The 14,866-nt window shown below is 70.6% G+C and carries 16 protein-coding genes and 1 pseudogene; 14 read left to right on the top strand and 3 right to left on the bottom strand.

What is annotated here, in order from left to right:
- Positions 1–90 precede the first annotated feature (90 nt).
- From ABD978_RS22340 to ABD978_RS22320, 5 genes are all read left to right on the top strand, one after another.
- Positions 91–1,851, top strand: coding sequence for an alpha-L-fucosidase (locus ABD978_RS22340; protein ID WP_345357679.1), 1,761 nt, complete (start codon positions 91–93; stop codon positions 1,849–1,851).
- Entirely contained in the window at positions 1,844–3,052 is a 1,209-nt protein-coding gene (locus ABD978_RS22335) for a glycoside hydrolase family 88/105 protein (protein ID WP_345357676.1), read from the top strand. The genes ABD978_RS22340 and ABD978_RS22335 overlap by 8 nt, the downstream gene beginning before the upstream one ends.
- Positions 3,049–3,864 carry a polysaccharide lyase family protein gene (locus tag ABD978_RS22330; RefSeq protein WP_345357673.1) on the top strand — a complete coding sequence of 272 codons (816 nt, stop codon included), beginning with the start codon at positions 3,049–3,051 and terminating at the stop codon, positions 3,862–3,864. Before ABD978_RS22335 ends, ABD978_RS22330 begins: the two co-directional genes overlap by 4 nt.
- Entirely contained in the window at positions 3,861–5,384 is a 1,524-nt protein-coding gene (locus ABD978_RS22325; protein ID WP_345357670.1) for a glycoside hydrolase family 28 protein, read from the top strand. Before ABD978_RS22330 ends, ABD978_RS22325 begins: the two co-directional genes overlap by 4 nt.
- Positions 5,385–5,473: 89 nt before the next feature.
- Positions 5,474–6,817 carry a glycoside hydrolase family 27 protein gene (locus tag ABD978_RS22320; protein WP_345357667.1) on the top strand — a complete coding sequence of 448 codons (1,344 nt, stop codon included), beginning with the start codon at positions 5,474–5,476 and terminating at the stop codon, positions 6,815–6,817.
- 144 nt (positions 6,818–6,961) lie between these two features.
- Here the strand turns inward: ABD978_RS22320 and ABD978_RS22315 are convergent, their stop codons facing one another.
- Positions 6,962–7,375, bottom strand: a complete 414-nt coding sequence (locus tag ABD978_RS22315) for a winged helix-turn-helix transcriptional regulator (RefSeq protein ID WP_345357664.1) — start codon at positions 7,373–7,375, stop codon at positions 6,962–6,964.
- Between the two features lie 98 nt (positions 7,376–7,473).
- Here ABD978_RS22315 and ABD978_RS22310 point away from each other — a divergent pair, with 98 nt between their 5' ends.
- From ABD978_RS22310 to pqqE, 7 genes are all read left to right on the top strand, one after another.
- Positions 7,474–8,352: an alpha/beta fold hydrolase gene (locus tag ABD978_RS22310; protein WP_345357661.1), complete on the top strand. Its 879-nt coding sequence runs from the start codon at positions 7,474–7,476 to the stop codon at positions 8,350–8,352.
- Between the two features lie 78 nt (positions 8,353–8,430).
- Positions 8,431–8,817 carry a hypothetical protein gene (locus tag ABD978_RS22305; protein WP_345357658.1) on the top strand — a complete coding sequence of 129 codons (387 nt, stop codon included), beginning with the start codon at positions 8,431–8,433 and terminating at the stop codon, positions 8,815–8,817.
- Positions 8,818–8,819: 2 nt separating this feature from the next.
- On the top strand, positions 8,820–8,942 hold the full coding sequence (locus tag ABD978_RS22300) for a hypothetical protein (RefSeq protein ID WP_345357656.1): 123 nt from the start codon (positions 8,820–8,822) through the stop codon (positions 8,940–8,942).
- A 5-nt stretch (positions 8,943–8,947) separates the two neighbouring features.
- A complete protein-coding gene (gene pqqB, locus ABD978_RS22295; RefSeq protein WP_345357653.1) occupies positions 8,948–9,817 on the top strand; it encodes a pyrroloquinoline quinone biosynthesis protein PqqB in 870 nt (289 codons plus the stop codon).
- Complete coding sequence (pqqC, locus tag ABD978_RS22290; RefSeq protein ID WP_345357650.1) at positions 9,814–10,521, top strand: pyrroloquinoline-quinone synthase PqqC; 708 nt, start codon at positions 9,814–9,816, stop codon at positions 10,519–10,521. The genes pqqB and pqqC overlap by 4 nt, the downstream gene beginning before the upstream one ends.
- Entirely contained in the window at positions 10,518–10,778 is a 261-nt protein-coding gene (gene pqqD / locus ABD978_RS22285) for a pyrroloquinoline quinone biosynthesis peptide chaperone PqqD (RefSeq protein WP_345357647.1), read from the top strand. The genes pqqC and pqqD overlap by 4 nt, the downstream gene beginning before the upstream one ends.
- Positions 10,775–11,851, top strand: a complete 1,077-nt coding sequence (pqqE, locus tag ABD978_RS22280; protein ID WP_345357644.1) for a pyrroloquinoline quinone biosynthesis protein PqqE — start codon at positions 10,775–10,777, stop codon at positions 11,849–11,851. The genes pqqD and pqqE overlap by 4 nt, the downstream gene beginning before the upstream one ends.
- An 18-nt stretch (positions 11,852–11,869) precedes the next feature.
- Here the strand turns inward: pqqE and ABD978_RS22275 are convergent, their stop codons facing one another.
- Both ABD978_RS22275 and sigJ read right to left on the bottom strand, forming a co-directional pair.
- Positions 11,870–12,226, bottom strand: a complete 357-nt coding sequence (locus tag ABD978_RS22275) for a DoxX family protein (protein WP_345357641.1) — start codon at positions 12,224–12,226, stop codon at positions 11,870–11,872.
- 32 nt (positions 12,227–12,258) lie between these two features.
- Positions 12,259–13,203 carry an RNA polymerase sigma factor SigJ gene (gene sigJ, locus ABD978_RS22270; RefSeq protein WP_345357638.1) on the bottom strand — a complete coding sequence of 315 codons (945 nt, stop codon included), beginning with the start codon at positions 13,201–13,203 and terminating at the stop codon, positions 12,259–12,261.
- 254 nt (positions 13,204–13,457) lie between these two features.
- Here sigJ and ABD978_RS22265 point away from each other — a divergent pair, with 254 nt between their 5' ends.
- Positions 13,458–14,615 carry a coiled-coil domain-containing protein gene (locus ABD978_RS22265; protein WP_345357635.1) on the top strand — a complete coding sequence of 386 codons (1,158 nt, stop codon included), beginning with the start codon at positions 13,458–13,460 and terminating at the stop codon, positions 14,613–14,615.
- Positions 14,612–14,866, top strand: a pseudogene (locus ABD978_RS22260) (hypothetical protein); the annotation flags it as partial. The gene ABD978_RS22265 and the pseudogene ABD978_RS22260, both read left to right, overlap by 4 nt.

Below are 14,866 nucleotides of genomic sequence, written 5' to 3'. Positions count from 1 at the left end.
GTCACCCTCATCCCGGCCCCACCGGCCGGGGCGCGGTCACCCCTCACCCCGACCGCGACGGTCCCTCTCCCCCCAGGAAGAACCCCGCCCATGCGACGACGATCACTGCTCCTGCCGGCCGCCGGTCTGGCGGCGCTCGCCCTCACCCTCACCACGACGGCCGGCCCCGCCCGGGCCGAGCTGACCAACCCGCGCCAGGACTGGCTCCGCAACTCCACCGCCGGGCTGTTCCTGCACTGGGGCCTGCGTACGAGCCCCGCCCACACGAGTTGCAGCGCCTGGGAGTCCGACGTGACGAACGGCGGCTGGAGCGCGGACTACTGGGTGAGCGAGGCCCAGAAGCTGCACGCTAAGTACCTCGTGCTCGCGTCGTTCCACAGCCGGCTCGGTTACGCGCGAGCCTGGCCGTCCAAGATCCCGGGCAGCTGCACCACCAAGCGCGACTTCCTGGGCGAGCTGATCAGCGCGGCGAAGGCCAAGGGCCTGAAGGTCATCCTCTACATGACCAACGACCCGCAGTGGCACGACGAGGGCGGCCACGAGTGGCTCGACTCCTCCGCCTACTCCAAGTACAAGGGCAAGACCGTCGACCTCACGACCAACGACGGCTTCGGGCAGTTCTCCTACGACAACTTCGTCGAGGTCATGCAGAACTACCCCGACCTGGCCGGGTTCTGGATCGACAACGACAGCCAGTACTGGATCGACCACGGTCTCTACGAGAAGATCCGCCAGGAGCGGCCGGACATGCTGCTGTCCAACAACAACGAAGACACGCCGATCATGGACACGGTCAGCAACGAGCAGAAGACCGGCATGACCCCGGCGTACGACTACCCGGCCGCGACCTGGTCCCCCGCGCCCCGCCTCACCGAGGCCTGCTACAAGCTCCCGTCGACTGGCGCCTGGTGGTACGACGGCAGCAACTCCTCGGTCGACAAGGCGCTGAACGTCGGGCGGCTCGTCAGCAACGCCGGCTCCTCCATCAAGTCGCTGATGGCCGAGACGGCGCAGGTCAACGGCAGGTTCCCGTCGAACCAGACCTCCTACAACGACTTCCTCAACACCTACCTCGGCCCGATCTGGAGCTCGATCGACGGGACCGAGGGCGGTGGCTACATGTACGGCGGCCTACAGCCCGGCTCGTGGAACGACGGGGCGTACGGCGTCACCACCATCAGCAAGACCGACCCGAACCTGCACTACATCCACGTGCTGACCAAGCCGTCGACGAGCACGCTGAAGGTCCGCGACAACGGCTACAAGGTCACCGGGGTCACGAACCTGCGCACCGGCGCGGCGATGAGCTTCAGCCAGTCCGGCGGCTCCGTGACCATCACCGGCATCAGCAGTTGGGACCCCTACGACACCGTCTTCAAGGTCCAGACGTCCGGCCGTACCGGCATCTACTCCGGCGTGACCGCGACGGCGAGCGTGTCCAAGAGCGGCTACCCGGCGGGCGACCTCGTCGACGGCAGCTACCTGAAGTGGTGGGACAACAACGGCACCCTGCCGGTGACCGTCACCCTCGACCTCGGCTCCGCCAAGAAGGTGGCCTACCTCGGCGTCAACCAGCGCGAGTGGTCGGTGAGCTACAAGCGGTCGGACACCGAGGACTCCGCACGGATCAAGGCGTACAAGGTCCAGTCCAGCACCGACGGCAAGACCTGGTCGACGGTGAAGTCCGGGACGATGCCCAGCGCCCGCGGCGTGCGGTTCATCGACCTCGGCATCTCCTCGGCGCGCTACGTCCGCCTCGAGGTCGACAGCACGTGGGCCGCGTCCTCGGCCACCAAGTTCTACAAGAAGCTGCTCATCGACGAGATGTGGCTGGGGTCCGACTATGCGTAGGCCGAGAAAGCGCATTCTGGGCTCGGGGCGGCCCCTCGTCGCGCTCACGGCGGTGTTCTGCGCGGCGCTGACCGCGTTCACCGTGCCGGCGTCGGCCGTCCGCCACGGGCGCGCCGCCACGGCGGCCACCGACTGGTCGGTGGCGGTGGTCGACTCGACCATCGCGCGGGACACCCCGAGCAAGATCGGCGGCTGGTCGTACCCGGTCGGGCTGTACCTGTACGGCCAGTACCTCGTCTACCAGCGCACCCACGACGCGAAGTACCTGTCGTACATCAAGAGCTGGGCGGACCGCTTCGTCGACTCGAAGGGGAACATCGACCAGAGCTTCGACAACCTCGACAGCATGCAGGCGGGCCGGATCCTCGTCCTGCTGCACCACGAGACCGGCCAGGCGCGCTACCGGACCGCCGCCGCGAAGATCCGCAACCGGCTGAAGACGTACCCGCGGAACTCCGATGGCGCGTTCTGGCACGGGACGTCCAGCAGCCGGGCGCACCAGCTGTGGGCCGACGGGGCGTACATGGTCAACCCGTTCCTCGTCGAGTACGGCGAGGAGTTCGGCGACACCGCCTACACCGACGACGAGGCGACCAAGCAGCTCGTGGCGTACGGCACCCACCTGCAGGTCTCCAACGGCCTGCTGCGGCACGCCTACGACGATTCCAAGAAGGCGAGCTGGGCGGACTCGAAGACCGGCCTGGCGCCGGAGCACTGGTGCCGGGCGATCGGCTGGTACGCCATGGCCACCGTCAACGTGCTGGACGCCGTCCCGGCGACCAACGCGCGGAGGCCGCAGCTGCTCACCATCCTGCGCGACCTCGCCGCCGGCCTCGAGCGCTACCAGGACTCGGCAACGGGTCGCTGGTTCCAGGTGGTCGACAAGGGCACGCAGTCCGGCGACTGGACCGAGACGTCCTGCTCGAGCATGTTCGCGTTCGCGCTGTCGCGGGCGGTGGAGCAGGGCTACGTCGACGCGCACTACAAGGCGGTCGCCGACCGCGCCTACCAGGGCGTGCTGAAGAAGATCTCGCTGGGGAGCGACGGACGGACGAACCTGACCGACATCTCGGTCGGCACGAACGTCGGCTCGTACTCCTACTACGTCGGCCGGACCCGGGCGACCAACGACTTCCACGGCCTCGGCGCCTTCCTGATCATGAACGAGCAGTTCATCCACACCGAAGGAACGACGCGATGACCCCCGAACCGCTCCGCGCCGGCCTCTCTCGGCGCACGATTCTCGGCACGGCGCTCGGCGGCGCCGCCGCCACGGCCCTGCCCGGCGCACTGCGCGCCCCGGCCCTCGCCGCAACGGCGTGGACGCAGAAGTGGGCGCCCGCCGCGAGCAGCGTCGGCCTCAAGGCGTTCGAGACGATCGAGGACGACCGCGCGGACTCGCATCCGGCCGGGCAGCCGCACATCTTCGCGCAGGGCAACAACTTCCGCTTCAACATGCACATGGTCGACCGGGACACCTCCACCGACCGGCAGCGCCAGGAGGTCACCGGGATGCGCAACGGCGACTCCTACCTGACGTGGCACGCCGGTGAGATCTGGCGGATGACGTACTCGATGTACATCCCGAGCTCGCTCAAGGCGACGACGACCTTCACGCACATCATGCAGCTGAAGCAGCCGGGGACGGGCAGCAGCCCGATCGTCGTCCAGTCGCTGCGCCGGGTCGGCGGTGCGGAGACCATCGAGCTCAAGGTCATCGAGGGCGACGTCCTCGTCGGCCGGACCGCCCTCGCGCCGCTGCACGACACCTGGATCGACGTCGACTTCCAGGTCACCATCGGCGACGGATCCACCGGCGCGGTCCGCTGGATCCTCAAGAAGGGCGGCACGACCGTCATCGACGCCGCGAAGAGCGGCGTCGACACCTTCCTCGCCGACCGCGTCCGGCCCAAGTGGGGGATCTACCGCTCCCTCGGCGACACCTCCGGCTCCCTCCAGGACTGCTACATGCTCCTCACCAACATGCGCGGATACCAAGGGAAGAAATCGTGAAGACCACACTGAGACCCCTCGCCCAGGCACTGGCGGCGCTCATCGGGCTGGTCGCCGTCCTCGGGCTGGTGCAACCGCCCGTGCTCGCGGCCACCGCCCGTACGACGGCCGCCGGCACCTTCAACGTCAAGGACTACGGCGCGAAGGGCGACGGCGACGCCAACGACACCTCCGCGATCAACAAGGCCATCACCGCGGCCAACGACGCGGGCGGCGGAACGGTGCGCTTCCCGTCCGGGACGTACAAGTCCTCGAACACCATCCACATGAAAAGCAACGTCACGCTGCAGCTGGACTCCGGCTCGACCATCAAGGGCGCGAGCGGGAGCGGCTACGACAAGGCCGAGTCGAACTCCAACGACAAGTACCAGGACTACGGGCACAGCCACTTCCACGACGCGATGATCTACGGTGACAAGCTCACCAACATCGGGTTCACCGGCTCCGGGACCATCGACGGCGGCGGCCACCTCATCACCGGCAACCCGGACAGCGGGCAGGCCGACAAGATCATCTCGCTGACCCGCTGCACGAACCTCACGCTCAGCGGCATCACGCTGCGGCGCGGTGGCCACTTCGCGGCGCTCGTCAACGGCTGCGACCACGTCACGTCCGACCATCTGACCATCGACACGGCGAGCGACCGCGACGGCTGGAACATCATCAGCACGACCAACGTCGCGATCAGCAATGCGAACATCGCCGCCAACGACGACGCCCTGCCGTTCAAGAGCGACTACGCCCTCGGCACCAAGCTGCCGAATGGCCACGTCACCGTCACCGACTCGAAGCTGTCAGCCAAGTGCTGCAACGCGCTGATGTTCGGCTCGGAGACCTGCGGCGACTTCACCGACTACAGGTTCTCCCACATCACCATCACCGGCGCGGAGAAGTCCGGTCTCGGCATGGTGTCAATGGACGGCGCGAACATCTCCGACGTCCACTACAGCGACATCACGATGTCCGGCGTGCACTCGCCGATCATGCTGAAGGTCGGCACCCGGAAACGCTGCGGCAACAGCCCCGGCGTCGGTCACATCTCGGCCATCACGTTCGACAACGTCGCCGGCACCGGCGTGAGCCCGTCGTTCAGCCCGACCATCTGGGGCCAGTCCGGCGGCAACCAGATCAGCAACGTGACGTTCACGAACGTCAACCTGACCGTGCCCGGCGGGAACGGCACGATGGGCACCGGCGTCCCCAGCGACAGCGGTGACTACAACCCGAAGAGCATCGGCACCCGCCCCGCGTACGGCTGGTACATCCACAACGCGAACAACATCAAGTTCGTCAACAGCTCCGTCCGGTTCAGCAAGGACGACGGCCGGCCCGCGGTCATCGCCAACACCGGCAGCGCGATCAGCTTCGACCGCTTCACCGCGCAGCGCGGCGGCGACAGCCCCTCCGACATGCTCTTCCAGAGCATCGACGGCTACTGCGCGACGAACAGCGCCAACACCTCCGGCGAATCGCTGCGCGTCGCCACCAGCGGCGGCTCGACCCGGTCGTGCGGGAGCTGACGGTGAGGGCCCGTCGTGAGCGGCGCGCGTCGTCTGGACTGAGGAGCGCCGGGAGCGCAGCGACCAGAGCGACGAGGGAAGACGGCGCGTTGGGCGCCGCGAACCGCGCTCGCGGAGCGAGCGCCATCGGGCGCGCCCTCGTTGTGGCGGCCACCGCGCTGGCCGTACCGGGCGCGGCGCACGCGTCGGACAACGGTCAATCGGTCCGGCCCGCGATGGGCTGGAGCAGCTGGAGCTTCGTCCGCCGCTGGCCGACCGAGGCGAAGATCAAGGCCCAGGCCGACGCTCTCGCGAGCAGCGGCCTGAAGGACCACGGCTTCGTCTACGTCAACCTCGACGACTTCTGGCAGAAGTGCGACTCGAACGGCTTCACCGTCGACTCGTACGGCCGCTGGGCCGTCGACACGTCCAAGTTCCCGTCCGGCATCAAGGCGCTCGCCGACTATGTGCACGGCAAGGGACTGAAGTTCGGCTTCTACGTGACGCCCGGCATCGCCAAGAACGCCGTCACCAAGAACACCCCGGTGGAGGGCACGTCATACCACGCGAAGGACATCGCGGACACGTCCAAGACGGAGAAGAACTACAACTGCAAGAACATGTACTACATCGACTACTCCAAGGCGGGCGCGCAGGAGTTCGTGAACTCCTGGGCGAAGCAGTTCGCCTCGTGGGGCGTCGACTACCTCAAGATCGACGGAGTGGGCGGCGCCGACGTCGCCGACGTCCAGGCGTGGGACAAGGCGCTGCGCGCCACCGGCCGTCCGATCAACTTCGCGCTGTCCAACAATCTGCCCATCGCCAACGCCGCGACCTGGAAGAAGCTGGCCAACAGCTGGCGCACCCAGGGCGACGTCGAGTGCTACTGCGGCTCGGGTTCCAACGGCAGCGGCTACCCGCTGACGGACTGGTCGCACGTGTCGACCCGGTTCGGGTCAGCCGCCTCCTGGCAGCAGTACGCCGGGCCGGGCGGCTGGAACGACCTGGACTCCCTGGAGATCGGCAACGGTGACCAGGCCGGCCTGACCGCCGACCAGCGCCGGTCGATGTTCACGCTGTGGGCGATGGCGGCCTCACCGCTGCTGCTCGGCACCGACCTTACGGCCCTGAACGGCACCGACAAGGCGATGCTGACCAACGACCGGCTCATCGGCGTCGACCAGGACGGTGTCGCCGCGAGCCGGATCGTGAACAGCGGCGTCAAGCAGGTCTGGCGCAAGAAGGAGTCGAACGGCGACTACGTCGTGGCGCTGTTCAACACCGGCACGTCCGGCGACTCCGCCATCAGCGTCACCTGGTCACAGGTCGGCTTCTCCGGCAGCGCCGACGTCACCGACCTGTGGTCCGGCAAGGACACCGGCATGGTGACGGACTCCTACAGCGCGACCCTCCGGCCCGGAGAGACGCGCCTGATCCGCGCCCATCCCCTCTGACCCGCGATCCAGACCGGTTGACCGGCCGTCCCAGCCCCTCGCGACGGCCGGTCCACCGCACCTGTCCGGTTCTTCGATCCGAAACCGAGTATCCATGGCACCGCTCATCCCGGGGAGCGACACGGGATGCGTTCGAAATCGGGGTCACCCGCCGGCGTCGCCGGGCCGGGGACGGTCGGTCGTGTCGGCGCGGTCGATCTCGGCCATGTGCTCCTCGGCCCAGTCCCGCACCGCGGCGAGCACGACCTCGAGCGACAGCCCCAGGTCGGTGAGCCGGTAGTGGACGCGCGGTGGCACGGTCGGCTCCACCCGGCGGGCGACCAGGCCGTCGCGGGTCAGGCTCCGCAGCGTCGTGGACAGCATCTTCTGCGAGACCCCGGGCATCCGCCGCTGGAGCTCGGCGAAGCGCACCTCCTGCGGCGAGGCGTCCGCCAGGACCTTGACGGCCATGGACGTCCACTTCGTGCCGATGCGATCCAGCAGCCGACGGGTCGGACATCCGGGGTCGAAGAGGTCGCCGCGCGTTCCCTTCGGTGTACGGGCCGGAGAGGAGGTCACCCGGAGCTCACCGCCTGTCGAGAAAGTGCCGTCTTGGGAGAGGCACAAAGGTTACCTAATCTCTCCTTGTCACCATTGGTAACCACCTGGGAGAGACCATGCCCGGCACAGCCCCCTCGCGCCCCTCCGCACCCGAGATCTCCCTGAACCGGGTGCCGGTCAACGGCATCGAGGTGAACGTGGCGACCGCCGGGGACGGGCCCGCCGTCCTCCTGCTGCACGGCTTCCCGCACACCTGGCGGCTGTGGACCGAGGTGATCGCCGGTCTCTCCGGGCGGTACCGCGTCATCGCCCCGGACCTACGGGGGTTCGGCGCCACCACGAGGGCGCCGGACGGCTACGACGCCGGCACCCTCGCCACCGACGCCGAACGGCTCCTCGACGCTCTGGGCGAACCGACGGCGGCGGTCGTCGGCATCGACGCGGGTACCCCGCCGGCGTTCCTGTTCGCCATGCGGCGGCCCGGCCGCGTGCGGCGGCTCGTCCTCATGGAGTCACTGCTGGGCCGGTTGCCCGGCGCCGAGGACTTCCTCGCCGGCGGGCCGCCGTGGTGGTTCGGCTTCCACTCGGTTCCGGGCCTCGCCGAGACGGTCCTGACCGGCCACGAAGCCGAGTACATCGACTGGTTCCTCACCACCGGCACCCGTGGCCGCGGCGTGCCGCGCCCGATTCGCGACGCGTTCGTCGGCGCCTACACCGGAACCGACGCGCTGCGCTGCGCCTTCTCCTACTACCGGGCCCTGCCCGCCGGCGCTCGGCAGATCCAGGACGCCGTCGAGTCCCACCGGCTCACCGTGCCCACCATGGCCATCGGGGCGCACCCCGTCGGGAACGCCCTCGAACGCCAGTTGCGGCCGGTCAGCGACGATCTCACCGCCCACGTCATCGACGACTGCGGCCACATCATCCCGCTGGACCGGCCCGATGCCCTCCTCCCGCTGCTGACGTCGTTCCTCGCCGCCGACCTGCACGTGTGACCGCGTCGAGGGTCGCCTGTCATCGGCCACACGATCGACGACCCACGGCACGGAAACCGCGGCGAACCGCTTGACTCCATGGCTCACCCGGCTTACAAGGGCATGGGTGTCGATCTCGAAAACGACGACGAGGAGGACTCCGGTCGCATCAGGGATTACCCGGTCCACGTCGATGTTGACGGCGCGACCTGGAGCGACCCGATCAGGACCGGAACGCCGTGCGACGCGAAGGCCGTGCGGTTCATCGACCTGCCGACGACCGGCGTGCCGCGGTGGGTCAAGCTGGAGGTGGACGGCGCCCGGGCCGCCGAGAGCGTGCCCGCCTTCCACGAGAACCACCACGAGAAGTCGCGATCGACGAGGTCCGCGTGGGCGGGGCTTCCCCACCGGCCGCGGCGGCACCCGATGAACGACGTCCGGCGGGCACCGTCCGCCGGAGGCACCGATCGATCGAAGGGATGGTGACGATGGCAGACATCCACGGCAAGGGGAAGCGCCGGGGTGGCGAGCAGACCACCTGGAGGAAACCGGACTACGACATCGTCGAGACGTCGATGGAGGCGTCCGCGTACTTCCTCTCCACTCGGTAAGACCCTTGCTGCTGCAGATCCTCGGCACGGCCGCCGGCGGCGGCGTGCCCCAGTGGAACTGCGCATGCCCGGGGTGTGCCGGCGCCCGCTCCCACCCGGAGCGACGGCGCCGGCACGCCTCGGCGGCGATCCGCGCCGGCGACCGATGGTTCGTCATCAACGCCACGCCGGACATCGCCGACCAGGTCGAGTTCTGCGGCACGCCGGTCCCCGGCTCGCGTGACACGCCCCTGGCCGGGGTGATCCTCACCGACGCGGAACTCGACCACACCCTCGGCCTCGCGCGGCTGCGCGAGGCCGCGTCCGTCGACGTCATCGCGACACCCGCGGTCACCGGCGCGCTGCGCGACCGGCTCCGCCTGGACGACGTCCTGACCCCGTACACCCGCCTGACCTGGCACGACCTGCCCGAGGACCGGCCGCTGCGGCTCGGCGGCGCCGTCACCGTGCAGGCCGTACGCGTGTCGGGCAAGCGGCCGCGCTACGCCGCCGACGCCGGCGCCGACGGCGCGTGGTCGGTGGCGCTGCTCCTCGCCGACGGCGACCGGACCGCGGTCTACGCGCCCTGCGTGGCCGACTGGTCGCCCGCCCTCGACGAGGTCCTCGCGCTCGCGGACTGCGTGATCATCGACGGCACGTTCTGGGACGACGACGAGCCCCGCCGCATGGGGATCTCGGAGCGGACCGCCACCCAGATGGGGCACCTGCCGATCACGTGGACCGCCGGCCCGCTGTCGCGGCTGCGGGCCCGGCGGCGCCTCTACACCCACCTGAACAACACCAATCCACTGGTCGACCCGACCGCCCCGGCCCACGCGTCACTGGCGGCCCTGGGCATCGAGGTCGCGCCCGACAGGACGGTGATCGAGCTGTGAGCGTCACCGACATGGACCCGGACCTGAGCCCCTGGACGGCGGCCGGGTTCGAGGAGCGGCTGCGGGACGTCGTCCTCCGCCGCTACCACCACCGCCATCCCTTCAACCTGCGGATGCATGAGGGCGCGCTGACGCCCGAGGAGCTGCAGCGCTGGATCCTCAACCGCTTCCACTACCAACGGCACATCCCGATCAAGGACGCCCTCATCCTGGCCAAGCTGGAGACGTCCGAGCTGCGGCGGATGTGGATCCACCGCATCCACGACCACGACGGCACCGCCCCCGGCGAGGGCGGCATCGAGCGGTGGCTGCGGCTCGGTGAGGCGGCCGGCCTCGACCGGGACCGGCTGCTGTCGGGCGAGGACGTCCTGCCGGGCGTACGCCTCGCCGTGGACGGCTACGTCAACTTCTGCCGTCTGCGCTCCCCGCTGGAGGCCGTGGCGTCCTCGCTGACCGAGCTGTTCGCGCCGGACCTCATGCGCGTGCGCATCGAGGCGTTCGAGCGCCACTATCCCTGGGTCGACGCGGACGGGCTGCGGTACTTCCGCGGCCGGATCACCCAGGGGCGCAACGACAGTCAGGAGGCGATCGGCCTCGTACGGGACTGGGCGCGCGGCCGCGCCGACCAGGAGCGCGCGCTCGCCGCCCTGGCGTTCAAGTGCGACGTCCTGTGGAGCCTCCTCGACGCCGTGGAGCGCGGATGAGCGCCGAGTGGCGGCCGGCGCTGGCCGCCTCGATCGTGCTGCGCCGGGACCGGGTGCGGGACCGGGACCTGCTCGTGATGCCCGAGCGCGTCGTCGTCCTGAACGCGGAGGCGGGCCGGATCCTGCGGCTGTGTGACGGGAGCCGCACGGCGGACCAGATCGTCGGCGAGCTGGCGGAGGACTTCCCCGGCGCACCCGTCGCCGACGACGTCGGCGCGTTCCTCGACCGGGTCCGTGACGAGGGGTGGCTGCGGTGAGCCCTCAGGGGGTCGAGCCGCCGTGGGCGCTGCTGGCCGAGGTCACGCACGCCTGCCCGTTGCACTGCCCGTACTGCTCGAACCCGCTCGAGCTGGTGCGGCGCTCCGCCGAGCTGGACACCGCCGAGTGGGTCCGGCTGATGGCCGAGGCGGGCGACCTCGGCGTCGTGCACGCCCACATCTCCGGCGGCGAGCCCCTCCTGCGGCCCGACCTGGCCGAGATCGTCGCGGCCGCCGAACGCGCCGGGATCTACACCCAGCTCGTCACCAGCGGCGTCGGCCTCGACGCGGACCGGCTCGGCGCGCTCGTCGACGCCGGGCTGCACAGCGTCCAGCTCTCGGTCCAGGACGCGACCGCGGCGGCCTCCGACCGCATCGCGGGCCGGCGGTCCTTCGCGGACAAGGAGCGCGCGGCCGAGGTCGTACGCGCCGCCGGCCTGCCCTTGGGCCTCAACGTCGTCCTGCACCGGCACAACCTCACCGGCCTGGACGGGATCATCCGGCTGGGCGTGGAGTGGGGTGCCGAGCGGATCGAGCTGGCCAACACCCAGTTCTACGGCTGGGCGCTGCGCAATCGGGCCGCCCTGCTGCCGGGCCGGGAGGCGCTGGCCGCCGCCGAGGAGACCGTACGCCGCTGGCGGGAACGCTCCCCGATCGAGTTGATCTGGGTGGTGCCAGACTACTACGAAGGCGTGGCCAAACCGTGCATGGGCGGCTGGGGCAACCGCTCGATCACGATCGCCCCGGACGGGCGCGTGCTGCCGTGCCCGGTCGCCTACGCCCTGCCGGCCCTGTCCCCGCCGAACGCCCGCGACCACTCCCTCGCCTGGATCTGGGCGCACTCCCCCGCCTTCAATGCCTACCGCGGCACGGAGTGGATGCGCGAGCCGTGCCGCACCTGCCCGCAGCGGGAGGTCGACTTCGGCGGCTGCCGTTGCCAGGCCTTCGCGCTGACCGGCGACCCGGCCCGTACGGACCCGGCCTGCCGGCTGTCCCCCGACCACCACCTGATCCGGGAGCTCACCGAGACCCCGGCCGACGCGGACTTCGTCTACCGCCGCCCCGGCGCCTGACCACCGGCCGTGGATCCGTCAGGTCGTCAGGCCGAGGGCGAGCGCGGCGACCGCCAGCGCCAGGAAGCCGCACGCCAGGCCGAACTGGGACGAGTAGTCGCTCGCGCGGATGTGGGTGTACAGGGCGCAGACGAAGAAGAGGATCAGTCCGATCGCCGCGGCGGCGCCGACCAGTGGAACGCCGGCGAGGCCGAGCAGCAGCCCCACGGCGCCCGCGAGCTTCAGGGTGCCGATCGGGAACGTCAGCCACGATTCCGGCACTCCGGCCCGGACCATGGGCGGCAGGATCGGCTTGAAGTGGGCGATGGCCGCGATGCCCGAGAAGCCGTTCGCCGCGATGGCGAGTACGGCGACGACGACATAGGCGGTGAGCACGGGAGACTCCCTCGAGATGGTCGGCCCGGCGGTCAGCCGAGGCGGGACAGCTTGTCCGGGTTGGTGACGGTGTAAATGCCGCTGACCTGGGTGCCGTCGGCGGTCAGGTCGAGGACGACGACCGCGTAGAGCGTGTCGCCCGACAGCAGCAGCGCCGACGGATCGCCGTTGACGTACCGGTAGCGGACCGTGAGGTCCGGGATGGGACGCCGGACCGCGTCGCCGACGATCAAGCGGGCGATCCTGTCCCGTCCCCGGACGGGACGCGAGCCGGCCGCGCGTGCCTTGCCGCCGCCGTCGGCCCACAGGGTCACGTCCGGTGCCAGGACCTGGATGAGGGCCTGGACGTCACCCCCGGTCACGGCGGCGATGAACCGTTCGGTCACCTGACGCCGTACGCGCGGGTCGGTCCGGAACCGGGGACGGCGGGCGTGCACGTGCTCGCGGGCGCGGTGCGCCAGTTGCCGGACCGCCGAGGCGCTGCGGCCGAGGGCGGCGGCGGTCTCCGGGTGGGAATAGCCGAAGACCTCGTGCAGCACGAAGACCGCACGCTCCAGCGGGGAGAGCGTCTCCAGGACCACGAGCAGCGCCATCGACACCGACTCGGCGCGCACGACGCCGTCGGCCGCGTCCCCGTCGCCCGCGTCGCCGTCGCCCGGGTTCGGCGCGGTGGCGAGCGGCTCGGGCAGCCACGGCCCGACGTACTCCTCCCGGCGGCGGCTGACGCTCGCCTGCCGGGCCAGCGCCCGGTTGACCGCGACCCGGACGAGGTAGGCCCGCGGGTTCACGACCGGTTCGCCGCCGGACTCGCGGCCGCGGGCGTCCCACGCCAGCCACGTCTCCTGCAGCACGTCCTCGGTGTCGGCGACGCTGCCGAGCATCGAGTAGACGATGGAGAACAGCAGCTCACGGTGGTCGACGAAGACTCGCGTCGACGACTCCGCGGCCGCGGCGGGATCGGGCGGGCTGTGGGACATGGGTTCCTCCGGGTGAGCGTTCGGGTCACCACCTGAGAGCGATGCCGGCGCGGAAGTGTGACATCGCTCTGACGGATTCGCCTTCTCGATATCCGCGGTCGCCGCACGGTAACGGTTGGCGGGGCCGCTTGTGACGACTCGGGCTTTGGGGAACACTGGTCAGCCGACAAAAGGTGACAACAGCACAAACTCGCTTGCACAGCGGTGCTTTCCGGGGTCGACCCGCGTGCGGGCTAGAAGTGGGGCGGGGGCCGGTGAACCGGGACGAGGTGGACCGTGTCCTCGGCCGCCTGCGCGACGAACGGGACCGCATCACCTCCGGGCTGCTCGAACTCGAGGCGCAGCAGGGGTACAAACTCCTCAAAGGGGCGCCGCTGACCGGACGCACCGCCGACCGCTGGGCGGAGATCGGCGACCGGATGGCGTCGATGTGGCGGCTGTTCGAGGCGTACGGCGGCGTGCTCGGCCGGGCCGAGGAGATCCGGGCCCGGCGGAAGCGGCCCGATGACGACGAGCTGACGGAGCTGGAGCGCCTGCTGCGCGGCCCGTCGATCGAGCTGGCCACCTCGATCCCGCTCGAGAAGCGGACACTGCTCGGCCCGTCCACCGAGCGCCTTTCCCTCGACGACGTCGTCGCCCGGATGACCGCGCTGTACGAGAAGGCGGCGCGCGACATCGCCGAGGTGGACACCGCCTGGTCGGCGCTGCTCACCCGGCTCGACCGGGCGGCCGGGGCGGCGCGCGCCGTGGAGCGGATGCTGGAGTCCCTCGGCCCCGACCCGGAGTACGACCGGGTGAAGGGCCAGCTGGACGGACTCCGCGAGACGGTGCGGACCAACCCGCTGTCGATCGGCCCGGCCGCCTTCGACGGCGTCGACGCGGCCCTCGCTTCGCTGCGCTCCCGCCTGGAGGAGGCGGTCCGCGTCCGGGCCGAGTACGACCAGCGGCTGCGGCGCATCGAGGAGACGATCGGCCTGGTCCGCGCCGCCGAGGACGAGGCCGTGCTCGTACGCGACCGGGTCCTCGCGAAGATCGCCTCGCCGGTGCTGCCGGACCTGCCGGACTCGTCGGCGGCGCTGGCCGACCGGCTGGCCGCGATGGGCGCCGTACCGGGCCGGTGGACCGAACTGGCCGCGCGGGTCGCGCAGCTTGAGGAGGCCTCCGCGGGCGCCCTCGAACAGGCGCGGACGACCGTGGCGACGATCGCCGGGCTCCTGGAGCGGCGGGACGAACTCCGGGGCCGGCTCGACGCGTACCGCGCCAAGGCCGGGCGGCTCGGCGGCGCGGAGGACCCCGAGCTGACGGACCTCTACCAACGTGCCTACGACCTGCTCTGGACCTCCCCCTGCGACCTGCGGCGGTCCACCGCGGCGCTGGCGGAGTACCAGCGTGCGATCGGAGACAGAAAGTGAACTGCACTCAGCCCGGCTGCACCGGAACCGTGGAGGACGGGTACTGCGTCGTATGCGGTATGGCACCCACCGCCGCCGCGCCGGTGAACGACCGGTGTACCCAGCCCGGTTGCACCGGGACCGTCCAGGACGGCTACTGCGACGTCTGCGGCATGGCCGCCACCCCGGCCCCGGCGGCCGCCGTGCCGCCCCCGGCCGCCGCCGTCCCACCGCCCGCGGCCGCGCTCGACGACCGCTGCGCGCGGCCGGGC

This window comes from Actinoallomurus liliacearum (assembly GCF_039542035.1).
Lineage (GTDB): Bacteria > Actinomycetota > Actinomycetes > Streptosporangiales > Streptosporangiaceae > Actinoallomurus > Actinoallomurus liliacearum.
Note: the sequence above shows the minus strand (reverse complement) of the source record. Positions and strands in the feature narration are given on the sequence as shown.